This window comes from Paenibacillus sp. Marseille-P2973, assembly GCF_018101095.1.
In the GTDB taxonomy this organism is placed as follows: domain Bacteria; phylum Bacillota; class Bacilli; order Paenibacillales; family Paenibacillaceae; genus Fontibacillus; species Fontibacillus vini.
Map to the genome: position 1 here is coordinate 373,635 of NZ_JAGQEH010000003.1, position 25,043 is coordinate 398,677.

Genomic DNA, 25,043 nt, shown 5'->3' on the forward strand with positions numbered 1-25,043 from the left:
ATAGTTTTTAGAGGTGATCGTGAACGTATGTTTTTGAAACGGATCGAGTTAGCAGGTTTTAAATCTTTTGCCGACAAGACGGAAATGGAATTCGTCCGGGGCATTACCGCTGTAGTAGGACCTAACGGCAGCGGAAAAAGCAACATCTCCGACGGGATTCGCTGGGTGCTCGGCGAACAGAGCGCCAAATCGCTGCGCGGCGGAAAGATGGAGGATATTATTTTCGCCGGAAGTGATGCCAGGAAGGCGGTAAATTACGGGGAAGTCTCCCTGACGCTGGACAATACCGACCATGCTCTGCCGCTCGACTTCAGCGAGGTAACCGTTACCCGCCGGGTTCACCGCAGCGGAGACAGCGAATATCTGATTAACAAGCAGTCTTGCCGGTTGAAGGATATTACCGAGCTGTTTATGGACACGGGGATCGGAAAAGAAGCCTATTCGATTATCGGACAAGGGCGGATTGAAGAAATTCTGAGCACCCGTTCCGAGGATCGCAGAGGTATTTTTGAAGAAGCCTCGGGCATAGTCAAATACAAGAGCCGGAAGCGCGATGCCCGGCGCAAGCTCGATGACACCGAACAAAATCTGCTGCGCATTCACGATCTGGTCAGTGAGCTTGAGGATCAAATCGGCCCGCTTAAGGAGCAGTCGGACAAGGCTCACAAATACAAGGAACTGCGCGAGCAGCTGAAAAATAAAGAAATTTCGTTATATGTCCATCAAATCGAGCAAATTCATGAGACCTGGAGCGAGGCTAACAGCAGGCTGACCAAGCTGCAGGAAGAGCAGACCGCCTTGTCCACGATCGTGTCGGCCCATGATGCGAAGCTGGAAAGCGACCGGCTTGCGCTTCGACAGGTGGAAGATCAGATCGAGGTTCTTCAGGGGCAGTTGCTGGAATACAGTGAAAGCTTCGAGAAGAGCGAAGGATTTGGCGAAGTGCTTAAAGAGCGTGCCAAGAACCTGACGCAGAACAGGGACCAACTCCGGCAATCGCTCGCCGTCAGTGAAGAGCGTTATGCTCAGCGGGCTGCGGAACTGGACGGGCTGGCGACTAAATTCGCGGCTGCGGAACAGCAGCTTACCGAGCTTCGCACGGAGCTTTCAGCCGAGGAAGCGAAGCTTATAGGCGTGACCGGGGGCATTAGCCAAGCACAGGAAGAGGGCCTTAAAGGCCAACTGCTCGAAATCATGAACCTGATGGCCCAAGCAAGGGGCGAGATACGTTCCGCCGATCAGCAAAAGGAAAGCGTACAGCGCCGGATGACCCGTTCCGAAGAGGAGGGAGCCAAATGGCGCGATGAGCTTGACCGGCTGAAGGGCAAGAAGAGCGAGCTTGAGCGGACGCTGGAGCAGCTCGGCAAGGAGATCGCCGACTTGCGCGGCAAGTACATTTCGGAAAGCGAACGTTACCAGTCGCTGCAAAGATTGGCGGAGGAAAGCCAGAACGGCATCCGGAAATGGGAACAAAAGCGGGAAGGACTAGTGTCCCGCCGCGATACGATGAAGGAAATGGAAGAGGATTTCGACGGCTTTGCACTGGGGGTTAAGGAAGTCCTGAAGGCTTCCCGTAAATCAGCCTTGAGCGGGGTGCACGGCGCGGTTGCCGAGCTGATCCGGGTACCGGAGAAGCTGGAAATCGCCGTGGAAACGGCGCTCGGCGCTGCGATGCAGCACATCGTGATGGAGAACGAAGCCGTGTCCCGGCAAGCGATCGCTTTCCTGAAGCAGCGCCAGCTGGGCCGAGCGACGTTCCTGCCGCTCGACGTGATCCGGCCGCGGCAAATTTCGGCCGCTGATAAGCGCCAAATGGAGGATGCCGACGGCTTTGTCGGCATCGGTGCGGAGCTTGTTGGCTTTGAGCCGAGATACGCCGATATCGTTGGCAGCCTGCTCGGCAATGTGGTTTTCGCCAGCGATCTGGAGCGGGCGAACAAGATGGCGGCGCGCTGCCAGTACCGGTTCCGCATCGTAACGCTGGAGGGCGACGTCGTCAACGCCGGCGGTTCGATGACCGGGGGCAGCCAGCACAGAAAGAACAGCAACCTGCTGGGCCGGAAGCGCCAGCTGGATCAGCTGGCAGGGGACATCAAAGAGAGCGAAGATATGCTGGATAAACTCCGCAAAGGCCTTAAAGATGTCCGCGAACAGATGGAGGCGGCGGAACTTGAATTGGATCGCCTTCGTGAAGCTGGCGACAACAAGCGTACGGAGGAGCAATCCATAGCCGGCGACTTGAAGCAGGTCGATCATGAATGGAGACATGTTTCGGAACAATTCCAGCTATATGGCCAGGAAAAGGGTCATTACCTCAAGGAATTGGAGGATCTGGACAAGAATAAGGCGGACGCTGAAGCGAAGCTGGCGGAACTGGAGAAAGAAGAGCAGACTGTCCAGCAGTCTATTCAAGCCGCCGAGTTTGCGCGTAAAGCCAATGAATCGGCCAAAGAAGAACTGCAGGATCTTCTCACTGGTCTTAAAGTTCGCGAAGGCAAACTGGATCAGGAAGGCTATTCGCTCCGCGAGCAGCTGCGGCGCGCCGAAGAAGATTGCGGCATCCTGAAACAGGAGCTTGAACAGAACCGCAGCATTTTGCAGTCGATCGAGTCTGATTTAAAACAGAATGAGCGGCAAAGCGTAACCCAGCGACAAGATCTGAACGATTTTAAATTGAAGAAGGAACGCGCCGGCGAGCAATTGGAATTGGAACGGGCCTCCCGCTCCGTGCTCGTGAAGAAGCTGGAGGAAGGCGAGAGCGAAACAAAAGAGCAGCGCCTTGGGCTGAAAACGGTCGAAGAACAACTGCGTCAAACCGAAATCCAAGCCAATCGTCTTGATGTGGAGCTGGATAATATTTTGCGCAAGCTCGGCGACGATTACGAACTCAGCTATGAGCGGGCCAAGCTGCTTTATACAGTGCCCGAGGATGTACCGCAGACTCAGGCGGACGTGAAAGAACTGAAGCGGCAGATTACTGTGCTGGGTGAAGTGAATTTGGGCGCCATCGAGGAATATCAGCGGGTCGGCGAAAGGTACCAGTTCCTGAGCGAGCAGAAGAATGATCTGGTGGAAGCGAAAACGACGCTGTACCAGGTCATCAAGGAAATGGACGACGAAATGTCCAAACGATTCAAAACGACATTTGATGCGATCCGCCGCGAATTCGTCATCGTATTCTCGAAGCTCTTCGGCGGAGGACGTGCCGATCTCATCCTGATCGATCCGGAGAATCTGCTCGAAACCGGGATTGATGTCGTAGCTCAACCGCCGGGCAAAAAGCTGCAAAACCTACAGTTGCTTTCGGGCGGAGAACGTGCCTTGACCGCCATGGCCCTGCTGTTTGCCATTCTGCAGGTTAAGCCTGTGCCGTTCTGCGTGCTCGACGAAGTGGAGGCCGCGCTGGATGAAGCGAACGTGGTGCGGTTTGCCCAATATTTGCGTGAGTTTTCCGAGCAAACCCAGTTTATCGTCGTTACGCACCGCAAAGGAACGATGGAAGAAGCGGACGTCCTCTACGGGGTAACTATGGAAGAGGGCGGCGTGTCGAAGCTCGTATCCGTGAAGCTCGAAGACGAGGAAACGATGGAAATCGCTTGATGAGAATATACTAGGAGGGAACCTATGAGTTTCTTTAAAAAACTAAAAGAGAGCATCGCCTCCAAAACCGAGTCGGTAACTAAACAGTTCAAGGACGGACTGGAGAAAAGCCGCAAAGGGTTTGTGGAAAAGGTAACCGAGCTGGTGACGCGGCGCAAAAAAATAGACGAGGAATTTTTTGAGGAGCTTGAAGAAATTCTAATCGGTGCCGATGTCGGCGTGAATACGGTAATGGACCTGATCGATGAGCTGCGTTCCGAAGTGAAAAAACGCCGGATCGAAGATGCCGCAGAGCTTCAGCCGATCCTGTCCGAAAAGCTCGTGGGGCTGCTGCGCGGAGACGAGAACAATGACTTGAAGCTGAATCCCGATGGAATCACCGTCATTCTGTTTGTAGGTGTCAATGGAGTCGGTAAGACGACGACGATCGGGAAGCTTGCGCACCATTACAAGCAACAGGGGAAAAAAGTGATTATGGCGGCAGGAGACACGTTCCGTGCCGGTGCGATCGAGCAATTGGAAGTTTGGGGAAATCGGGTCGGCGTAGATGTCATCAAGCAGCAGGCCGGTTCCGATCCGGCCGCGGTGATGTTCGACGCAGTGCAGGCAGCCAAGCAGCGCGGAGCGGACATTCTGCTATGCGATACGGCGGGCCGCTTGCAGAACAAGTCCAACCTTATGGAGGAGCTGAACAAGATCTTCCGCGTCATTCAGCGGGAGATTCCGGGCGCTCCGCATGAGGTTCTCATGGTGCTTGATGCTACTACCGGCCAAAACGCGCTAAGCCAGGCGAAGCTGTTCGGCGAGAAGAGCGGCGTCACAGGCCTTGTATTGACCAAGCTGGACGGTACGGCCAAGGGCGGGATCGTTATTGCAATCCGCCAGGAACTGAGTTTGCCGGTGAAGCTTGTCGGCCTCGGCGAAAAGATGGAAGATCTGCAGAAGTTCGATTCCGAGCAATTCGTACACGGCTTGTTCGCCGGTTTGATCAAGGAAGAGGAAGAATCCGAGGAAGAGCAAGTGTAACCGTTTTGGGCTAATGTCCATATGTTTATAGAATAATGAGATCAATAAAAGGAGGCGAAATGATGGCCAATACGCATACTTATCCACGCCGGGAGGAGATCGCGAATGCGATAACTCATGGGATCGGAGCGCTGCTCAGCTTGGCGGGACTGGTGCTGCTGATCGTCTTCTCCAGTATGAAGGGTTCGGCCTGGCATGTCGTCAGCTTTACGATTTACGGGGTGAGCATGCTGCTGTTGTATTCCTGTTCGACATTGGTACACAGCTTCAAGGAGGGCAAGGTTAAGGATTTGTTCGAATTTTTCGATCATTCCTCGATCTATATTTATATCGCGGGAACGTACACTCCGTTCTTATTGGTAGCGGTCCGCGGCCCGCTTGGCTGGAGCTTGTTCGGGATCGTCTGGGGCATTGCCTTGCTCGGTGTCGTGTTTAAAGCCTTCTTCGTCAAAAGATTCCTGTTTATGTCTACGATCTTCTATCTCATCATGGGATGGCTGATCGTGATTGCCTGGGGTCCGTTAGTGGCTGCCGTGCCTAATCCGGGCATTGTGCTGCTGGTTACCGGGGGGCTTTTATATACGCTGGGCACCGTGTTTTATGTGTGGCGGGCGTTTCCTTATCATCACGCCATCTGGCATCTGTTCGTCCTTGCAGGCAGCGTGACGCATTTCTTCGCGATCCTGCTGTACCTTCTCCCGCATCGATGAGAGAAGTGAACAACCACTGGAGCTCATGCTCCGGTGGTTGTTGCTTTTTTGTAGCATTGTTGTAACTTGATTGGATAAATCCCAACGATCACACGTCAGAACAGCCGATTTCATGGAAGGATTGGAGAAATTCCAACGAAATTACATGAATCAATGCTTGGGGGCGGATTTATGCTTAACTCGTTGGATTATTTACAATCAAAAGGCATGGAAATACAAAAACAAGCAATATAGTTGGATAATCTCCAACGAAAGCATGCCATCACAGCAACCTTTTCAAGTGATTGCAGATGTTAAGGGAATTTACTTGACAACGGGTTCTCCATTCGGGTATGATAGGAAACGTTGATGCGCTGTAAAGTGTTTTTCCTTGACGGAGGGGGTGCCCAGATGAGTCAAGAGAATAGGCTTGAGAAGACAAACCGGATCAACCTGTTGTTTGATTTTTACGAAACTTTGCTGACTGAGAAGCAGCAGACATTTCTCAAATATTATTTTCTCGATGATTTTTCCTTGGGTGAAATCGCCTCGGAATTTGAAATCAGCCGCCAGGCGGTTTATGAGCATATCAAGCGGGCGGAAGAGATGCTGGAAGTTTATGAAGACAAGCTCGGCTTAGTCCGTAAGGACGAAGAGCGCAGCGAGTTGCTTGCAAGACTGGGGAAAGTGCTAGAGGACAGCGAGATGTCCGCTTTACATAAAGAAACGGCCAAACAGCTCCTGCGGCAAGCTGAACAGCTGTAGCATTGGCGGCTGGATTTTAGACAATGGAACGGAGGTGACCGGGGAATGGCTTTTGAAGGATTGACAAATCGATTGCAAAGCGTGTTTAGCAAGCTTCGCGGCAAAGGTAAAGTTTCAGAGGATGATGTAAACGAAGCGATGCGCGAAGTGCGTCTGGCCTTGCTGGAAGCGGATGTCAACTTTAAAGTGGTCAAGGAATTTATCGCCAAGGTGAAAGAGAAAGCCGTTGGCAGCGAGGTCATGGAGAGCTTTACGCCAGGCATGGTAATCATCGACATCGTAAACAAGGAATTGACCGATCTCATGGGCGGCAGCCAAGCCAAGCTGGCCAAGAGCAACCGTCCGCCGACCGTAGTCATGATGGCGGGTCTGCAAGGTGCCGGTAAGACGACGACTTCGGCCAAATTGGCCAAGCTGCTTCTGAAGGGCAACCATCGTCCACTCCTGGTAGCCGGGGATATTTACCGGCCGGCTGCGATTAAACAGCTGCAGGTGCTGGGTGAACAGATCAAGGTACCTGTATTTACGCTTCCGGAAGGCAACAGCCCGGTTGAAATTGCACGTCAGGCTTTGCAGCATGCAAAGGATAACGGCAATGACTACCTGCTGATCGATACGGCGGGCCGGCTGCATGTCGACGAGGCTTTGATGGAGGAACTCCGTCAAATCCATGAAGTGACCAAGCCGGATGAAGTACTCCTGGTCGTGGATGCCATGACAGGTCAGGATGCGGTAAACGTAGCCGAGAGCTTCAATCAGCAACTGACACTGACCGGTGTCGTACTCACGAAGCTGGATGGCGATACCCGAGGCGGCGCGGCCTTATCGGTTAAAGCCGTAACGGGTTGTCCGATCAAATTTGCCGCCCTCGGCGAGAAGATTGATGCGCTCGAGCCGTTCCATCCGGAACGGATGGCTTCCCGGATTCTGGGCATGGGCGATATGCTGTCCCTGATCGAGAAGGCGCAGTCCAATATCGATGCCGATAAAGCAAAGGAAATGGAACGGAAAATGCGCAATGCGGAATTTACGTTCGACGATTTCCTCGAGCAGATGGACCAGGTGAAGAAGCTTGGACCGCTTGACCAGATCATGGATATGATTCCGGGCATGGGCAAAATGAAGCAGATGAAAGACATCAAGGTCGATGAGAAGCAAATGGGCCGGGTGGAAGCCATCGTTCATTCCATGACCAATCAGGAGAAGCAAAATCCGGACATGATCAATCACAGTCGCCGCAAGCGGATTGCCGCAGGCAGCGGCACTACGCTCGCAGACGTAAACCGCTTGATCAAGCAGTTCGACGAAATGCGGAGAATGATGAAGCAATTCTCAGATATGATGGGACCTAAAGGCAAAGGTTCGAAGATGATGAAGCAGCTCGGCAAAGCGGGCAAAGGCATGAGATTTCCATTCCGGTAACAGGACCTTACCTTGCCGGATGAAATATAAGCATGGATTGATTTTTTAAAGGAGGTGAATTTCGTGGCAGTTCGTATTCGTTTGAAACGCATTGGTGCTCATAAAGCTCCTTTCTATCGTATCGTGGTGTCGAATTCCCGTTCCCCGCGTGACGGCCGTTTTATCGAGGAGATTGGTTTCTACAACCCGGTTGCACAACCGGCAGTAGTCAACATCGACGAAGAGAAAGCATTGAAATGGCTGCAAGACGGCGCACAAGCATCTGATACCGTTCGCAACTTGCTCAGCAAAGCGGGCGTAATGAAGAAATTTCATGAGCTTAAGCAGCAGAAATAATTGCTGATTCGGAGGGTCTCATATGGAACAATTAGTCGGCGTTATTGCGAAGGCTCTTGTTGATCATCCGGACGATGTCCGTGTGGAGGTCGTGGAGAAGGAACATCTGATTGTGTATGAACTTTCCGTACATCCCGATGATGTAGGTAAAGTGATCGGCAAGCAGGGAAGAATCGCCAAGGCACTCCGCACGGTTGTAGCATCGGCAGCCGTTAAGATGGATAAGCGGGTTACCGTGGACATTCTGTCTTAAAGCTATACGAAAGAGGGTTAGGATGTTTGTCCTAACCCTTTTTCGTACATGCTGAAGCTGGGGAGGAACGGAATGAAAAAGAGATTTGGATTGTGGGCGTGGACCAGCTGCATTCTGCTGGTATGCTTGCTGGCCAGTCTTTATTATAATTTTAAAGGGTTGCCCTACAAAAAGGCGCAGGACCAAAGTTATTCAGCGATGTTAGTTCAGTCGTTCGGCACTGGATTGAATAATGCGCTGACGGAAACCGATATGGTCATTGAAAGTTTGAGAGATCGTGCTTCGGATGCCTCGGTTATGCAGCATCTGGGCATTTTGTCGGCAAATCTAAAAACGGTGGAGACCGCTTTTATATCCCTGGATCCTGCTTTTGAAGTACATGGCGCATCCACCTATTTAATGTACAATGTAATGACGGATTATTATAACTTCGTCCAACAGGATATAGGCCTAGAGATTAATAATCATGCGTTGGATAAGGACGAGGGGCGTAATAAGATTATCAGGTCTATGGAAATGATGAGAGAGGATCTTGCCGAGCTTCATCGCCAGTTTCCTGAGGATGAGGTCGCCATGTGGAAGCCTTCCCGAGTCGAAGCGGAATGGCAGGAGACGGTCCGTAACATCATATTACGAAAAGATCAGCTCGATTTATATGAACGGCTGAAGATTAAATACGGCTTCGATGCGAATGATAACGCTTCGTGAGGAAGCCAGATCAATGCTTTGGAGGTAATTATGTCGGAATCATTATTGTCAGTTGGAAAAATAGTAAACACGCATGGAATTCGCGGCGAACTGAAAGTGCTGCTTCAAACGGATTTTCCTGAGGTGCGCTTTGCACCGAAGGCAAAGCTGATGATGACACACCCGGAACGGGGCGAGCAAATCTCGGTAACGGTGGCTGCTGCCCGTCCGTATAAGCAGATGTACATCGTTAAATTTAACGAGTTCGACAATATCAATGAAGTAGAAAAATTTAAAGGGTTCGAGTTAAAGGTATCCAAGGACAATTCCGTTGAACTGCCGGAAAATGAATACTATTTTCATGAAATCATCGGTTGCCGCGTTGTGAATGAAGCAGGTGAAGAAATCGGGGTTATCGAGGAAATTTTGCGTCCCGGCGCCAATGATGTATGGGTGGTTAAACTCCCGTCGCGCAAAGAACTGCTGCTGCCTGTCATCGATGACGTTGTGCTGGATGTGGATGTAAAGGCTAAACTGGTCAAGATCCACCTGATGGAAGGACTGCTGTAATCATGCGGATGGATGTATTAACCCTGTTCCCGGAAATGTTTGACGGGGTATTTCACAGCAGCATTCTTGGAAAAGCCCAGGAAAAGGGGATCGTTTCTTTAAATGCGGTCAATTTTCGGGATTATTCCGGAAATAAGCATGGAACCGTCGACGATACGCCCTACGGGGGCGGAGGCGGCATGGTGCTTAAGCCGGAGCCGATATTCCGGGCTGTCGAGGACTTGCTGTCCAAGAGCAACGAAAGAACAGGTGAGCAGCTTCAAACCACTGCTGATGATTCAATCCCTGCCGTAGTCGCGACTGAATCCCAGCGACCTCCACGCATCATTCTGATGTGTCCCCAAGGGGAGCCGTTCTCTCAGCGGAAGGCGGAGGAATTGGCCGGCGAGGATCATCTGATTTTTGTTTGCGGCCACTATGAAGGCTACGATGAGAGGATTCGGGAGCATTTAGTGACGGACGAACTATCGATCGGTGACTATGTTCTGACCGGAGGAGAACTTCCGGCCATGGTCATGATCGACAGCATTACCCGTCTCTTGCCTGGTGTGCTGGGGAATGAAATGAGCGCGGTAACCGATTCGTTCAGCACAGGATTATTGGAATACCCGCATTATACCCGTCCGGCCGAATTTCGCGGCTGGAAGGTGCCGGACATCCTGCTGAGCGGCCATCATGCCAATGTTGCCGACTGGAGGCGCAAAGAAGCACTGCGCCGCACCTGGCAGCGCCGTCCCGATCTATTGGAAACATTGGATTTATCCCCGCAGGAAATAAAATGGCTTGAAGAGTTTCGGAATGAGACTAAATAATTGAATTACTCGAGCGAATAGAGTTTATTTATAAGGGACCGACAAGAAGGACCGCGGCATTGCTGCGGTTCTTTTTTGTGTTCAAAGGGAATAGGACGTCGTTTGGAATACATACGATATGATATTTCCCGATTAATTTACGAGGGCTAGGGGAAGAGTTTTGTGTTGCTCGCAAGGGAGATATGGAGGTGGCGGATGCATCGATTTTGGGAAAAGGTGATTAAGCCTTTGATTTTATCGGTACAGCCGAAAGTGATCGTAGAAATAGGTTCTTTCACAGGAATGAATACGTTCAAACTGCTGGATTATTGCAGTTATACCGGAGCCAAGTGCGTGGTGATTGATCCCGCTCCTTTGTATGACGTCCAATTAATGCAGCGTTATTACGGTGATACAGTCAGCCTGTACGAAACCCTGAGTCTGGAGGCACTTCCCCAAATCGGGGCATATGACATGGTATTAATCGACGGGGATCATAATTGGTACACCGTTTATCATGAGCTAAAGCTTGCAGAGCAGATGGCCCAAAGAGAAGGGCTTCCTTTTCCGGTCACGGTGCTTCACGATACGGGCTGGCCCTATGGAAGAAGGGATATGTACTACTCTCCGGAAACCGTCCCTGAAGCTTACCGGCAGCCATGTGAAAAGAAGGGGTTACAGCGCGGCTACACAGGGCTTTTGGAAGCTGGAGGTTTCAACAGTACGGTTCATAATGCGGTTCAGGAGCATGGTCCTAAAAACGGCATCTTAACGGCGATCGAGGATTTTTTGATGGAGACGGAGCACGCTTTGTCTTTTTACGAACTATCATCAAATAACGGGTTGGGGGTTATTGTTCCGGATAACGAACGGCTGCGAGGCTCGGTCAAATATATATTGGACTCATCGGGTCTATGAGAATTGTCCTCAGTGGCTCTATCTAATGTGAAAGGAGTAAACCTTGTGGTACTTGTTTCCATCTTAATTTTGACCAAGAATCGGCTGGATTTGACAAAGCGTTGCATAGAAAGCGTCTTGAAGCACACACCAGAACCTTTTGAATTTGTGTTTGTTGATAACGATTCCGATGACGGGACTCCAGATTATTTGAGGTCTTTAAATTTTGGAAAGGTTATCCGCAATAAAATAAACCGGGGATTTGCCGGGGGGATCAATCAGGGATTGCGCGAAGTTAGCGGGGATTACATCCTGCTGTTAAACAATGATACGGTCGTTACCCCGCATTGGCTTGGTAAGCTGTTGGCCTGTATTGAACGTGATCCGAACATCGGGGTAGCCGGACCTATGTCATACCACGTCGCTCCAATTCAGCGGGTTTCGGACGGGGGACCTGATGGTCTGGAGGAACTTGATGAGTATGCGGAACGAAGGGGAATACAATATGCGGGGAAAGGCTTTTATGGTCATAAATTAACCGGATTTTGCATGTTAATCTCATCGGATGTGGTGAAGCGGATCGGCGGATTTGATGAGCGCTTTTTTCCTGGAAATTATGAGGATGACGATTTCTGTATCCGGGCCCGTATCGGCGGGTATCGACTTTGGGCAGCGGAGGATGTGTATGTCCATCATGAAGGTCATGGGACGTTCAAGGTACTATCAGAAGATTATCGGACTTTATCGCTTCAAAATGCAGAGCGTTTCCGTGAAAAATGGAATGTAGGGCGGTCCGCCTATGAGATTGATGTGTTTGGATACAATCCGTCGGACGTTGTGGAGAGGGAGACTTTCTTCGATCCGGCAAGGTATTTTATTGCTTTGAAAGATGGTTAATGGTTGCATGAAACAAGATTTTTGCGCTGAAAGTTTCACGTTAGGAGGAGTAGAAGAATATGTTGGCATTAGTATGATTTAACGGTCTGTCGTGAAAAAGATAAAGCCCTATTTCAAATGAAATGGTTGAGGTGAAGTGAATGCCTACTGGAGGGCGAAGGCGGTCGGTCAGGATCAGGAGGAGATATAGACTAAGGGGCCGTCGAAGGTTGAGTTTTATTTTTACCCGTTGGGTATCCCGGTTTGTAGCAGAGATTCGGCCGCTTTGGCCTAATATACATTTGGAACAGACTCAAGTTGTTTTTCGCCGGATGCGGAGGCTTCACGGCTTGCTTATGCTGATGCCTTTTACATCTAAAGAGAAACGATTGATTTTTAATGATGCAAGGCAGTTATTGGCTGTTCAAACCCGCTTTTCTATTCCCGAGTTTCATATTCGATTACAAAGATTCATCACCACGATATATCCGTTTGTCGAAAGATTAAGCGGCAGGAGCAGGCAGGCCAGAAGTTTGTCTAATGAGCTCCGTATGTTTATGGAAAGGGCATATGACAACGGATCCGATACCATGGCGGGAATACAACCCTCACCGGCTGAAAATAATACAGCACATCAGGTAATCCTGCCAGTCGCAGAACCCCCAGACCCCGCTGCTCCCAAACTCACCACTTCGAAACCAAACCCGGCCGTTCTAGTGAATTTATTCGATAATTTACCTTCCTATATGATAAATACGGCAGTGAATCCCGATCCGGCTAATCAGAAACGATTAAAAGAAGTTTTAAATGCAATTGCATCTCAGTTTTCTAATTCGGAAGGAGTATCGAGTCCGGATATTGAGTTTCAAAATGAGTTTCAAAATGAGATACAAAATTTGAATCAGCTTCTGAGCGAAGACCCTATATCTTTTCAAGCAGTGAGCCAGGCCATTGAAGCTTTGGTGGAAGGAATTTCGGTTTCCATTGCCTCGTCAGGTCTTTCTTTTACTGAAGCCGCAAACGTTCAGCTTGCCTTGTCGACCGCCGATTTGGCGAGCCAGCAAAGATTAGCCGATTTACAAAATGCTCAGGAATGGAGCCCGACTCAAGCTGCGAATCTGCTATATGGTGCCCTAGACGCAGTAGACATTGTGGAAAATGTGGGTACACCGGAAGCAATAGGAGAAAGAGAAGATGTAGGAGCAGCAGGGGTATCGGGTGTAATAGGAGCAACAAGAGCTACAGGGGCCACCGGTGCTACCGGAGTGACAGGTGCAACGGGTGAAGCTGGGGCGACCGGGGCGACGGGAGCAACTGGCGCAACGGGAGTAACGGGAGCAACAGGAGCAAGGGGAGAGACAGGAGTAACAGGAGCAACAGGTGCGTCAGGAGCAACGGGTGAGACGGGGGCAATTGGGGAGACTGGTGCGACAGGAGGAACTGGAGCAACAGGAGGAACTGGAGCAACAGGGGCAACGGGAGTAACCGGAGCAACGGGGGAGACAGGCGCTACCGGAGCAACAGGAGAAACAGGATCAACGGGTGAGACAGGTGCCACTGGGGAGACAGGGGTAACTGGAGGAACTGGAGCAACGGGAGAAACTGGAGCCACGGGAGTAACAGGAGCAACTGGGGCTATAGGAGCAACAGGGGCGACAGGAGTAACAGGAGCAACAGGAGCAACAGGAGCAACAGGAGCAACAGGGGCCACTGGAGAGACTGGGGCGACCGGGGCGACCGGGGTAACAGGAGCGACGGGAGCTACTGGCGCTACAGGAGAGACGGGAGCAACAGGAGCAACAGGAGCAACAGGATCAACGGGAGAAACTGGTGCGACAGGAGAAACTGGTGCGACAGGAGAAACTGGAGCGACAGGGGAAACAGGTGCAACAGGAGCCACAGGAGAGACGGGTGCGACAGGAGCAATTGGAGCAACGGGTGGGACAGGGGCAACAGGTGGGACAGGAGCAACAGGAGCGACAGGAGTAACGGGAGAAACAGGAGCCACTGGAGAGACTGGGGCGACCGGGGCGACCGGGGTAACAGGAGCGACGGGAGCTACTGGCGCTACAGGAGAGACGGGAACGACAGGAACGACAGGAGCCACTGGGGAGACCGGGGCAATGGGTGCAACCGGAGAGACAGGAGCAACAGGGGCAACTGGAGAGACGGGAGCAACAGGAGCAACGGGAGAAACTGGTGCGACAGGAGCAACAGGAGTAACAGGAGCCACTGGTGAGACTGGAGCAACAGGTGCCACAGGAGAGACAGGAGCGACTGGGGAGATAGGAGCAACAGGTGCAACAGGTGCAACCGGAGAGACAGGAGCAACAGGATCAACGGGAGAAACTGGAGCGACAGGGGAAGCAGGTGCAACAGGAGCCACAGGAGAGACGGGTGCAACCGGAGGAACAGGAGCAACAGGGGCAACCGGAGAGACAGGAGTAACAGGAGTAACAGGAGCAACCGGAGAGACAGGAGTAACGGGAGCAACGGGAGAAACTGGAGCAACTGGTGTAACAGGAGAAACTGGAGCAACTGGTGTAACAGGAGCAACAGGAGAGACAGGGGCAACTGGAGAGACGGGAGCGACCGGGGCAATGGGAACGACTGGAGCAACTGGTGTAACAGGAGCAACAGGAGCAACAGGAGCGACAGGAGAGACAGGAGCAACAGGAGCAACAGGAGCAACAGGAGCAACGGGAGCAACGGGAGCAACGGGTGCTACAGGAGCAACGGGGGTGACGGGAGAAACAGGTGCAACTGGAGAGACTGGGGCGACCGGGGCAACAGGAACGACAGGAGAGACAGGAGCAACAGGAGCAACGGGAGCAACGGGAGAAATTGGTGCTACAGGAGCAACGGGGGCGACGGGAGAAACAGGTGCAACTGGAGAGACTGGGGCGACCGGGGCAACAGGAACGACAGGAGCAACAGGAGCAACGGGAGCAACGGGAGAAACTGGTGCTACAGGAGCAACGGGGGCGACGGGAGAAACAGGTGCAACAGGAGCCACTGGTGAGACTGGAGCAACAGGAGCAACAGGAGCAACAGGAGCAACGGGAGAGATAGGAGCAACAGGAGCAACAGGATCAACAGGAGCAACAGGGGCAACAGGGGCAACAGGGGCAACAGGAGCAACAGGATCAACGGGAGCGACAGGATCAACAGGAGCAACAGGAGCAACAGGAGCAACAGGAGCAACGGGAGAGACTGGTACAACAGGAGCGACAGGAACGACAGGAGCAACGGGATCAACTGGTGCGACGGGAGAAACAGGTGCAACAGGAGCGACAGGAGTAACCGGGGCGACAGGCGTAACCGGGGCGACAGGAGCCACTGGTGAGACAGGAGCAACAGGAGCGACAGGAGCAACTGGAGAGACTGGGGCGACCGGGGCAACAGGAGCGACAGGAGCAACAGGAGCAACTGGAGAGACTGGGGCGACCGGGGCAACAGGAGCGACAGGATCAACAGGAGCAACTGGAGCGACAGGATCAACTGGAGCAACGGGGGCAACAGGAGCAACAGGAGCGACAGGATCAACAGGAGCAACAGGAGCAACGGGAGAGACAGGAGCAACAGGAGTAACAGGAGAGACAGGAGCAACGGGAGTAACGGGTGAGACAGGAGCAATTGGGGAGACAGGTGCAACGGGAGCAACAGGAGCGACAGGATCAACAGGAGCAACGGGAGCAACAGGAGCAACTGGTGCAACAGGGGCAACAGGGGCAACAGGGGCAACAGGATCAACTGGTGCAACCGGAGCAACAGGAGCAACAGGAGCAACAGGAGCAACAGGAGCAACAGGAGCGACAGGAGCAACAGGAGAGACTGGAGCGACAGGAGTAACAGGGGCTACCGGAGCTACCGGAGAGACAGGAGCAACAGGAGCAACTGGGGCAACAGGAGAAACTGGAGCTACTGGAGTAACAGGTGCCACAGGGACCACCGGGGCTACCGGAGAGACTGGAGCTACAGGAGCCACTGGAGCAACGGGAGTAACAGGAGTCACTGGAGCTACAGGAGCCACTGGAGCAACGGGAGTAACAGGAGTCACTGGAGCTACCGGAGCTACAGGAGCTACAGGGGCAACAGGTGCAACGGGAGCAACTGGAGCAACTGGAACAACAGGAGCAACGGGAGCAACTGGAGCGACAGGAGCAACGGGAGCAACAGGAGCAACAGGAGGAACTGGAGCGACGGGAGCAACGGGAGCTACCGGCGAGACTGGGGCGACGGGAGAGACAGGGTCAACGGGTGCTACAGGAGCAACAGGAGCAACAGGAGCAACAGGAGCAACAGGAGCAACAGGAGCAACAGGAGCAACAGGAGTAACAGGAGCGACTGGAGCTACAGGAGCCACTGGAGCAACGGGAGTAACAGGAGCAACAGGAGCAACGGGAGCAACAGGAGCAACGGGAGTAACAGGAGCAACAGGAGGAACTGGAGCAACAGGAGCAACAGGTGCAACAGGAGCAACAGGGGCAACAGGTGCAACAGGAGCAACAGGTGCAACAGGAGCGACAGGAGCTACAGGAGTAACAGGTGCCACTGGTGCAACAGGAGCCACCGGAGCAACAGGGGCGACAGGGGCAACGGGAACGACAGGCACCACAGGGAGTTTTGGGCAATTTCAGGTATCGGAGAACTCTCCAAATACTTCGGGAAGTTCGGCTATTCCTATTGCTGCCGCGGCGACGACATTAAAAACGGTTACGATGACCAGTGTTCCTGCCGCAAGTCGGGTATGGTTGACCGGGGTTATCGGTTGGCAGTCCACAGCAGGGACTACTATTACCCAGTTTCAAATTCTCCGTGGTGCAACCGTGATTTTTAGTACCAATCACCATGCAGTTGGCAATAGTTTTTATGTAACGACCCCTATTGATCATGTTGATTTGAGCCCCGGCACGGGGAACGTAACTTATACTTTGAGTGCTTTAACTATTACAGGGACGGCTAATGCTGTTGGAGCAATTACTCTTACAGCGGCAATCATAAATTCTTGATTTTGCAGCGAGGTGGGGATGCTGTTTACTATCAGTCTGTGTATGATTGTCAAGAATGAAGAAGATACTTTAGATCGGTGTCTGGATTCGGTAGCGGAAATTATGGATGAGATCATCATCGTTGATACGGGGTCCACGGATCGGACAAAAGAGATAGCCCGGCGTTATACAGATTGTGTCTATGACTTCGAATGGATAGAAGATTTTGCGGCTGCTAGAAATTACGCTTTCGGTTTAGCGACTCAGAGCTATATTTTTTGGCTGGATGCGGATGATGTGCTCGAGGAGCCGGATCAGATAAAACTGATGGAAATAAAAAATGCATTAGAGCCAGACATCGACACGGTTTCTATGGAATATCATCTGGCTTTTGACGAATTTGGAAATGTAACGAGCAAATTAAGGAGAAACCGACTTGTCAAAAGGGAAAATCAATTTCGCTGGATCGGTGCGGTTCATGAATATCTTGAGGTTTATGGAAAAGCAATTCATAGCGATATTGCTGTAACTCATCGGAGCGTCCGGCATGATAGTGACAGGAATCTTAAGATCTATGAGAACAGGCTTGAAAAAGGTGAAACATTTTCCCCGAGAGATATTTTTTATTTTGCCAATGAACTTAAGGATCATAGACAGACTGAGCGGGCTATTCGCTATTACGAGGAATTTTTGGATAGTGGGCAAGGCTGGGTAGAGGATTGTTATTCCGCCTGCGGGAGAATGGCGGATTGTTATCACATGCAGGATGATCAGGAAAAAGAACTGGAGGCAGTGCTTCGCTCCTTCCGCTATGGAAAACCTAGAGCTGAGTTCTGCTGTAGACTGGGCTTTTATTTTTTACAAAATCAGAATTTGGAGACGGCTATTTACTGGTATACCCAAGCTACTTGTGACACCGACTTTAATTCCCGCTGGGGACTCAGCAACCAGGCTGTGTACACTTGGTTACCTCATTTACAGTTATGCGTTTGTTACGATCGGATCGGCAATTATGAGCTAGCTCAATTCCATAATGAAAAGGCAGCTGCATTTCGTCCGGAGGATCCGCGTATTATATACAATCGGACTTATTTAGCAAAGAGGCTGTCTGGGGAAGAGGCACAAATAAATTTAGACGAATCAACAGATTTTTTTTAAGAAGCAGGTGCATTTCCTGATGAACGGGGTAATAAATAGATAGCAAGATCAGTGATTTGTTGATTCGTGCAGGAGGTAAGAATGAATATGGAACAACAACAAGAGACATCAGAGATGCAAGTTCAGCATCAGCAAGAAGATATACAGCGGGACGAGGAACGTATGCTGACGGTTGATGATATTTTAGAGTTTTATGCTGGCCGTCACTAGCGCGCTCTCTCAAAAAGGAGGTTATCATCATGATGGGATTTTTAATTGATCCACTTGAAACGGAGCAGGAATTGTTAAGCGAGGTATTACCTTACGAGTAATAACCGGCTCCAGGCTATATGTTCAATTCTGAATTTACTTTCAATCCATGGTTTAAGCGATAAGATGATTTCTGGATGTATCAGAAGTCATCTTTTTTAATGGGCGAAAAACAAAAAAACCACTTCCTTCCCATAAAATTGGGAGAGAGCGGTAATAAGTATGGTCGGAGTAGCGGGATTCGAACCCACGGCCTCACCCACCCCAAGGGTGCGCGCTACCTGACTGCGCCATACCCCGATCCAGGTACGCGATAACGCGTAATATCGAAGTTGCACTTGCGCCGGTCATTTGCGTCGATCGCGATACCTGAATTATCCCAAATGGGTACGCACCTTGCAATATTGAGAAGCAGCTGATACCTCTTGTATTCTATAAAAACAAAAAATTACCGCGTTTTTTACTTCGATGCTTAATAATTAGGTAATCCAGGTTATATTATATGAAGGAAGAAGATTTGATCATAAGCGCAAACCGGAGTATCCCCCTGCTCTGAAGCGCATAAATACCTTGCTATGCTTTGAAAAATGTGATAAGATTTCTTTTGTTGTGAATTCGGTGGTCCGCTGCGGATGATGAAGGAAAACATGAGGTTTTTCCGGAAGAGGCATGAACACCTGAGTGGAAGGAGGGAGTCATAGATGAATATCGTTCAAGCGATTACGCAAGAACAACTTCGCAAAGATCTTCCGAGCTTTCGTCCTGGTGACACTTTAAAAGTGTTCGTAAAGGTTATCGAGGGAACTCGTGAACGTATCCAGTTGTTTGAAGGTGTTGTTATTAAGCGTCGCGGCGGAGGAATCAGCGAAACTTTTACAGTTCGTAAAATTTCGAATGGTGTAGGTGTGGAAAGAACTTTCCCGCTTCATTCCCCGAAACTCGATAAAATCGAAGTGGCTCGCCGTGGTAAAGTGCGTCGTGCGAAGCTGTACTATCTTCGTGAACTTCGCGGTAAAGCAGCGAGAATTAAAGAAGTTCGTCGTTAATTCATTAACGATCAGGGGGGCTTGGTTGAACAAGCCCCTTTACTATTTTTAAAAACAGTGATACGTTACATATTCCTTAACAAAGAGAGGTCAGGATCCATGGAGCATCAAGTTCAATCCGAGCAATCGGTCCCGTCGGACTCCCCGCAGGACCCGCCCAAGAAAGAAAAGAGCGAGGCGCTTGAGTGGTTGAAAGCTATTGTCATCGCCGTCGTACTGGTCCTCCTGATTCGCTGGCTTTTCTTTGCACCGTTTATCGTTGACGGTCCATCGATGCAGCCGAATTTCCATACCGGAGAAAGAATTATCGTGAACAAGATTATCTATGATATTCGTGGTCCGAAGCATGGGGAAGTCGTCGTATTCCATGTGCCTTCCGAAGGACGTGATTTTATCAAGCGGGTGATCGGGGTTCCCGGAGATGAGGTTAAAGTTGAAGGGGATACGGTTACAGTCAACGGTCAAGTGATTCAAGAGACATATATTCAAGACGTACTGAATGAGAAACATAACAATAATGAACTATACAATATTGAAGCCAATTTTCCGAATGAACAAGTGCCGGAAGGTACTGTGCCGGAAGGATATGTTTTCGTACTCGGGGACAATCGTTCCAATAGTACGGACAGCCGAAGAATCGGATATGTGCCTTACGGAGATATCATTGGGCGTGCCGATCTCGTCTTTTGGCCTCTGAAAGATATTGAGTTTATAAAACATTAAAAGACATCCGGTTGGGGTGCCTAATCGGGAGCTAGAGGTGAAAGAGCATGACAATTCAATGGTTTCCCGGACATATGACCAAGGCGCGGCGTCAGATTCAGGAAAAGCTGAAGCTGATTGACGTGGTAATTGAGCTGGTGGATGCACGACTTCCTTTATCCAGCAGAAATCCGATGATCGATGAAATTTTGCAAGGAAAACCCCGCTTGATCGTACTGAATAAATCGGATCTTGCCGATCCTTCGGTAACAAGACAGTGGATTGATTATTTTAAGCAAGAAGGTCATGTGGCCATCCAAGCAGATGCATCAAGTGGGCAAGGGATTAAGGAAATCCCGCAAATGGCCAAGGAACTCATGAAGGAAAAGATAGAGAGACAACTGGCGAAAGGGATTAATCCCCGAGCGGTTCGTGCATTAATTGTCGGGATTCCAAATGTCGGAAAGTCTACGCTGATCAACCGCTTGGCCGGACGCAACATAGCCGCTACAGGCGACCGTCCCGGTGTAACCAAAGGTCAACAGTGGATTAAAGTGGGAACAGAGATGGAACTGCTGGATACTCCAGGAATTCTGTGGCCGAAGTTTGAAGATCAGAATGTCGGTTACCGGCTGGCGCTTACGGGCGCGATCCGCGAGGAAATTTTGAATGTAGAAGACATCGCCTTTTTTGGCGTTAAATATTTGGTGAAATATTACTGGGAGCCGTTCAAGGAACGGTTCGATTTGAAGGATCAGCCTCAGGATTTTGAGAATCCGGATGAGATCGTAGCTGTTATGGAGGCGATTGGACGCAAGCGGGGCTGTATCGTCAGTGGCGGACGCGTAGATCTCGAGAAAGCTTCGGGAATTCTGCTCCGCGAGCTTCGGGCCGGGAAACTGGGCAGATACACTTTGGAAGCACCTTATTGATTTGAACGACATGTCTTCCAATTGATGGGAAGAACGACAAGTGATTCAAAACGAGCAGGCGTAAAATCCATATGGGTTTTACGCCTTTTTTACGCTGAAAATGGATATTTCTGCAGCTTGCTTCTCTCAAAATGGGGGCTGCTTACCGATATTAATAATATATAGTAATGTATCATCTCAGATAGCTTCCAAATCATTACCAAAACCAGATGGTTGGCGGCCCGGATGAACTTGATAAAAACGACCAAGATAAGTAAGCTTGTACTTAGGTTCGGGATTTGAAGGAGGAACTATGAGTGATTTGTTAATGTACGAAAAAGAGTACTGGCAGTCCTATCCCCATATTGCGGGCATTGATGAAGTGGGACGAGGATGCCTGTTTGGCGATGTAGTGGCTGCTGCCGTTATTTTGCCGCAAGGATTAATACTCGAGGATGTAAATGACTCCAAGAAACTGAGTGCAAAGAAGCGCGATCATTTATATGACATTATAATGGAACACGCGATTGCGGTGGGCATAGGCTTTTCCGATGCGGATACAATAGATCGAATTAACATCAAACAGGCTACGCGTCTCGCTATGAAGCAGGCGGTGGAGCAGTTGCCCGTTGTGCCGGATTATCTGCTGATTGATGCGGAAAAGGTGGATACGCAAATTCCGCAGCTTTCGGTGATCAAGGGAGACGCTACGAGTCAGTCCATCGCGGCTGCTTCGATTGTCGCTAAAGTTACGCGGGATCGGCTTTGCCAGGGAGAATGGGATGCACGTTATCCGGAGTACGGGATTGGGATACATAAAGGATATGCCACGAAGCTGCACCGCGAGCAAATCCAGGCGTTAGGGCCAACCCCCATGCATCGTAAAAGCTTTATGCGCAATTTGTTTGTAGAGGAACAAACTCTATTTTAAGTGCGAGTTTAAAAAGTCAGGTTTTCATGACCGAGTAGGTTGGATGAAGATAGGGACTGAGTAGCGGAGCGTACATGAGGTACGTGAGCAACGGAAGGCCCGGCTGAATTCAAGATTCGACGTCGAATCCGCTTCATGATCTTCTTCGTCGTGGAAAGATGACTTTTTGAACAACCTCTTTAAAAATACCCGCCTAGCAAGGCGGGTTTTCCATATGAATCAAGGGCGGATGGGAGAGAAATTATGAATATCGGACCATTGCTACGCAGTGTGTTGGGAGATGCCAAACCCGGGACGCCGAAGACGCTGGAATTGAAGCCGGGCCAGGTGGTCAGGGGCACGGTATTGAGCGTATCGGAGGACGGTCAGGAGGCAGTGATACAAGTTCAAGGCGTCAAACTGCATGCGGCTCTCGAAACGCCGCTGCAAGAGGGCCAAACGACTTTGCTGCAGGTTCAGCCTCAGAACGAGGACGGCCTAATGAAGCTTAAGCCGGTTCAGTTACCGGCATCGGGAACTTTATCTGCGGCTTCGTTAGCAAGCGCTTTGGAAGCTTTGGGAATGGACGATACTCCCGGAAACCGGGAAATGCTCCAATTGATGCAGAATAACGGAATCCCTCTGACCAAAGAGAATGTTAAGCAGCTATTGAGTTTAAATGCCCAGAAGCCGGCTTTGTTGCCTACGTCTGAATGGTTCCACGCGATAGGAATTGCAATGAACCGGGGATTGCCGCTTACGGGTGAAACCGTTAAGGGATTACATCAGGCGGTATTTGGTCCGCCGTTGCATAGTTTGGTGTCTGCTTTGGAGGAGCAATTGGGAAGCTGGCTTCAGATTCAGGAGGGGCCGGAAAATTCCGGACTTACCGCAGGAAAGGCACAGAATGGCGAGAATGCAGCTGGACAAAGCGGAACCGGGATTTCTGGAGGGGCGGCTGTCGCTTTGGGAGGCGCCGAAAGATCGGCAATGTTAAATAAAGCAGGTGCAGGAGCGCCTCTCTCCTCCTTAAGTGATATTCAGGAAGGTGTGCCATCACCGGGGGCGGGTGCAAATGCGACGGCAACTTCTCAGGCTGGTGCTGGACAAGCGGCAATTCAGCAAACGGGGTCGATGAGCGATCAATTGCTTATAAAGCTGCAAAAAGTGCTTGCCGAGCTGAAGGGGGCTGTGCTGCTGGAAGGCACGGCAAATGGGGAGCCGGCGCCGGCCGGTGCGGGAACGGCCGGGCAGCTTGCCGCCAGCGGCCGGGAGGCGCTGGCGAAGGGTGCAGCTGCCGCGGCTGAGCCGGCGGCAGCCGCATTGCCGGGCGAAGGGCCCGCAGGGCCTTCGCTACAGGCACGCCCCGCCCTCACGGCTGAGCCGTGGGTGGGGCGCGTGCTGAAGCTGCTCGGTGCGGAGCACGAGCAGCAAGTGCTGCGCGCGGGCGCCTCCGGCGAACCCGCGCAACCTGCGCCTGCCGCAGGCATGGCGCAGCAGGCCGCCGCCAGCGGCGGGGGCGCGCCGCAGGCAGCGCAGCATGCGCAGGCGCCCGGCACAGCCGCGCCCGTGCCCGCGGCGGGCGGCGCATTGCCGGGCGGCGTCGCTGCGGAAGCCGCGCCGGTGACGCAGGCGCCGCCACGCGGCGAAGCTGCGGGCGCAGCAGCGCCAGGCGGACACGGCGGCCAGCCGGCGGGGCCCGCCGTCGCAGGGGGCAAGGCCGCTGCGCAGGCAGCCTTGTCTTCAGCGGCGCTGGCGGATGCCCCAGCGCCGGAAACCGGTGCCGCGGCAAGCAATTCCGCCCGCGACACGCTAAAAAGCCTGCTGCTGCAGGTTGCCGCAGCGGATGACCTGCCAGCGCCGCTCCAAGAGGCGGCCCGGCAGATCGTTCAGCAGCTGACGGGCCAGCAGCTGCTGTTGACTACGGACCGGACCACGCCATTCGCGCAAGTCACGATGTTCCTGCCGTTTATCGGTCCGGACGGGGAGCAGACCGCGTCGGTCCATATCGAGTCCCGGCGCGGTCGCAAAGGCGAATTGGACGCCTCCAACTGCCGCCTCTGGTTTGACCTGCAAATGAAAGCGTTAGGTCAGATCATGGTCGACGTGCAAGTTGCGGATAAAAAAGTTCTGTTGAAAATTTTCAGCGAGCAAGAAGCTACGGGCGTGTTCTTGGAATCCAGACAGCCGGAAATTGAAAGCGCCTTGGAGTCTGCCGGATACCGGCTGTTATCCCTGAAAGCCGAGCCGTTGATTCCCGCGGAAGCAGGGGAGAGTATGGGCCAGGAGCTGGGGCAATCGCAGTCCTATGCGCCAAGCCCCTATAAAGGGGTGGATTACCGGGTATGAGCAAGAAAGAGAATGAAGTATCTGTCAGTTACAAAAAGGCGGTAGCCCTAAAATATGATCCTATGCAAAATGAAGCGCCGGTGGTGACTGCCAAAGGGAGCGGGCTTTTGGCGGAGAGAATTCTGGAATTGGCACATGAAAATGCAATACCGGTCCAAGAAGACGCCGCACTTGTCGAAGTCCTTTCGAAATTGGATCTGGACCGCCAGATTCCTCCGGAGCTATATACCCTGGTTGCCGAGATATTAAGCTTTATATACCGTTCCGATAAACTTGCGGAAAGAGGGATGAAGCGTGAGTGAGCGTAAAGCCCATAATCCCCATAATCCCCATAATCCCCATAAAGCAAATTTATCTGGTGCAGGTAATACAGGCGAATTTACGAAACGTCCCGCAGATCGTCGAAAAGCTCTCGGGCAGCGCGCTGAACAGCTTGCGGCCGATTACCTGACGGGATTAGGCTACATCATTCAAGAAAGGAATTGGAGATGCCGTACCGGCGAACTGGATCTCATTGCATGGCAGGGTGATATTCTTGTTATTGTGGAGGTGCGCAGCAGAAGCAGTCGTTCCAACGGCTTCGGTACGCCTGCCGAATCGGTTACTCCGCGCAAAATCAAACAAGTTCGAGATACGGCGGCTGTTTATTTGCACCATAACTCAAAGAGCAATGCCCCTATTCGCTTTGACATGATCGGTATAGTGCTAAAGCCCGATGGAGAAGCGGAGTCTTTGAATCATGTAATCGCCGCATTTTAAGATTAATTTGTGAGCGGTTCAGGGATTTGTCCATTCCAGAAGGACAAAATCTGAAA

Annotated in this window: 22 protein-coding genes and 1 tRNA gene; 22 read left to right on the forward strand and 1 reads right to left on the reverse strand. The window is 51.5% G+C overall.

Annotated features, from left to right (window positions below):
- The first annotated feature begins 27 nt into the window (after positions 1-27).
- The 15 genes from smc to KB559_RS25370 all read left to right on the forward strand — a co-directional run bounded on the left by smc (position 28) and on the right by KB559_RS25370 (position 18,271).
- On the forward strand, positions 28-3,600 hold the full coding sequence (gene smc, locus KB559_RS08665) for a chromosome segregation protein SMC (RefSeq protein WP_211021319.1): 3,573 nt from the start codon (positions 28-30) through the stop codon (positions 3,598-3,600).
- 24 nt (positions 3,601-3,624) lie between these two features.
- Positions 3,625-4,626 (forward strand): signal recognition particle-docking protein FtsY, encoded by a 1,002-nt coding sequence (gene ftsY / locus KB559_RS08670; RefSeq protein WP_211021320.1) that lies wholly within the window; start codon positions 3,625-3,627, stop codon positions 4,624-4,626.
- A gap of 62 nt (positions 4,627-4,688) precedes the next feature.
- Positions 4,689-5,336: a PAQR family membrane homeostasis protein TrhA gene (trhA, locus tag KB559_RS08675; RefSeq protein WP_211021321.1), complete on the forward strand. Its 648-nt coding sequence runs from the start codon at positions 4,689-4,691 to the stop codon at positions 5,334-5,336.
- Between the two features lie 390 nt (positions 5,337-5,726).
- Positions 5,727-6,080 (forward strand): putative DNA-binding protein, encoded by a 354-nt coding sequence (locus KB559_RS08680; protein ID WP_211021322.1) that lies wholly within the window; start codon positions 5,727-5,729, stop codon positions 6,078-6,080.
- 45 nt (positions 6,081-6,125) lie between these two features.
- Positions 6,126-7,502 (forward strand): signal recognition particle protein, encoded by a 1,377-nt coding sequence (gene ffh, locus KB559_RS08685; RefSeq protein WP_211021323.1) that lies wholly within the window; start codon positions 6,126-6,128, stop codon positions 7,500-7,502.
- Positions 7,503-7,565: 63 nt separating this feature from the next.
- Positions 7,566-7,838 (forward strand): 30S ribosomal protein S16, encoded by a 273-nt coding sequence (gene rpsP, locus KB559_RS08690; RefSeq protein WP_211021324.1) that lies wholly within the window; start codon positions 7,566-7,568, stop codon positions 7,836-7,838.
- 22 nt (positions 7,839-7,860) lie between these two features.
- On the forward strand, positions 7,861-8,091 hold the full coding sequence (locus tag KB559_RS08695; protein WP_059053652.1) for a KH domain-containing protein: 231 nt from the start codon (positions 7,861-7,863) through the stop codon (positions 8,089-8,091).
- Positions 8,092-8,163: 72 nt separating this feature from the next.
- A complete protein-coding gene (locus KB559_RS08700; RefSeq protein WP_211021325.1) occupies positions 8,164-8,799 on the forward strand; it encodes a hypothetical protein in 636 nt (211 codons plus the stop codon).
- Positions 8,800-8,829: 30 nt separating this feature from the next.
- Entirely contained in the window at positions 8,830-9,348 is a 519-nt protein-coding gene (gene rimM / locus KB559_RS08705) for a ribosome maturation factor RimM (protein ID WP_211021326.1), read from the forward strand.
- A gap of 2 nt (positions 9,349-9,350) precedes the next feature.
- Positions 9,351-10,160 carry a tRNA (guanosine(37)-N1)-methyltransferase TrmD gene (gene trmD / locus KB559_RS08710; RefSeq protein WP_211021327.1) on the forward strand — a complete coding sequence of 270 codons (810 nt, stop codon included), beginning with the start codon at positions 9,351-9,353 and terminating at the stop codon, positions 10,158-10,160.
- 195 nt (positions 10,161-10,355) lie between these two features.
- Positions 10,356-11,057 (forward strand): class I SAM-dependent methyltransferase, encoded by a 702-nt coding sequence (locus tag KB559_RS08715; RefSeq protein WP_211021328.1) that lies wholly within the window; start codon positions 10,356-10,358, stop codon positions 11,055-11,057.
- Positions 11,058-11,102: 45 nt separating this feature from the next.
- Positions 11,103-11,933, forward strand: a complete 831-nt coding sequence (locus KB559_RS08720; RefSeq protein ID WP_341044919.1) for a glycosyltransferase family 2 protein — start codon at positions 11,103-11,105, stop codon at positions 11,931-11,933.
- Between the two features lie 875 nt (positions 11,934-12,808).
- A complete protein-coding gene (locus KB559_RS08725; RefSeq protein WP_247681666.1) occupies positions 12,809-16,924 on the forward strand; it encodes a collagen-like triple helix repeat-containing protein in 4,116 nt (1,371 codons plus the stop codon).
- A 21-nt stretch (positions 16,925-16,945) separates the two neighbouring features.
- Positions 16,946-18,061: a tetratricopeptide repeat-containing glycosyltransferase family 2 protein gene (locus KB559_RS08730; protein ID WP_211021520.1), complete on the forward strand. Its 1,116-nt coding sequence runs from the start codon at positions 16,946-16,948 to the stop codon at positions 18,059-18,061.
- Positions 18,062-18,148: 87 nt separating this feature from the next.
- The gene (locus KB559_RS25370; protein WP_280520362.1) at positions 18,149-18,271 is read left to right on the forward strand and encodes a hypothetical protein; all 123 of its coding nucleotides are present in this window, start codon (positions 18,149-18,151) and stop codon (positions 18,269-18,271) included.
- Positions 18,272-18,533: 262 nt separating this feature from the next.
- Here KB559_RS25370 and KB559_RS08735 read toward each other — a convergent pair.
- Positions 18,534-18,610: transfer RNA gene (locus KB559_RS08735), tRNA-Pro, on the reverse strand.
- Positions 18,611-19,011: 401 nt separating this feature from the next.
- On the opposite strand from KB559_RS08735, the gene rplS reads away from it, so the two are divergent.
- From rplS to KB559_RS08770, 7 genes are all read left to right on the forward strand, one after another.
- Positions 19,012-19,356 (forward strand): 50S ribosomal protein L19, encoded by a 345-nt coding sequence (gene rplS, locus KB559_RS08740; protein WP_211021330.1) that lies wholly within the window; start codon positions 19,012-19,014, stop codon positions 19,354-19,356.
- A 99-nt stretch (positions 19,357-19,455) separates the two neighbouring features.
- On the forward strand, positions 19,456-20,079 hold the full coding sequence (gene lepB, locus KB559_RS08745) for a signal peptidase I (protein ID WP_211021331.1): 624 nt from the start codon (positions 19,456-19,458) through the stop codon (positions 20,077-20,079).
- A gap of 47 nt (positions 20,080-20,126) precedes the next feature.
- Positions 20,127-20,990: a ribosome biogenesis GTPase YlqF gene (gene ylqF / locus KB559_RS08750; protein ID WP_211021332.1), complete on the forward strand. Its 864-nt coding sequence runs from the start codon at positions 20,127-20,129 to the stop codon at positions 20,988-20,990.
- Positions 20,991-21,282: 292 nt separating this feature from the next.
- Positions 21,283-21,900: a ribonuclease HII gene (locus tag KB559_RS08755; protein ID WP_211021333.1), complete on the forward strand. Its 618-nt coding sequence runs from the start codon at positions 21,283-21,285 to the stop codon at positions 21,898-21,900.
- Between the two features lie 243 nt (positions 21,901-22,143).
- Positions 22,144-24,228 (forward strand): flagellar hook-length control protein FliK, encoded by a 2,085-nt coding sequence (locus tag KB559_RS08760; RefSeq protein WP_211021334.1) that lies wholly within the window; start codon positions 22,144-22,146, stop codon positions 24,226-24,228.
- Positions 24,225-24,530, forward strand: a complete 306-nt coding sequence (locus KB559_RS08765) for an EscU/YscU/HrcU family type III secretion system export apparatus switch protein (protein WP_211021335.1) — start codon at positions 24,225-24,227, stop codon at positions 24,528-24,530. Before KB559_RS08760 ends, KB559_RS08765 begins: the two co-directional genes overlap by 4 nt.
- Positions 24,523-24,987, forward strand: a complete 465-nt coding sequence (locus KB559_RS08770) for a YraN family protein (RefSeq protein ID WP_211021336.1) — start codon at positions 24,523-24,525, stop codon at positions 24,985-24,987. The genes KB559_RS08765 and KB559_RS08770 overlap by 8 nt, the downstream gene beginning before the upstream one ends.
- The last annotated feature ends 56 nt before the right edge of the window (positions 24,988-25,043 follow it).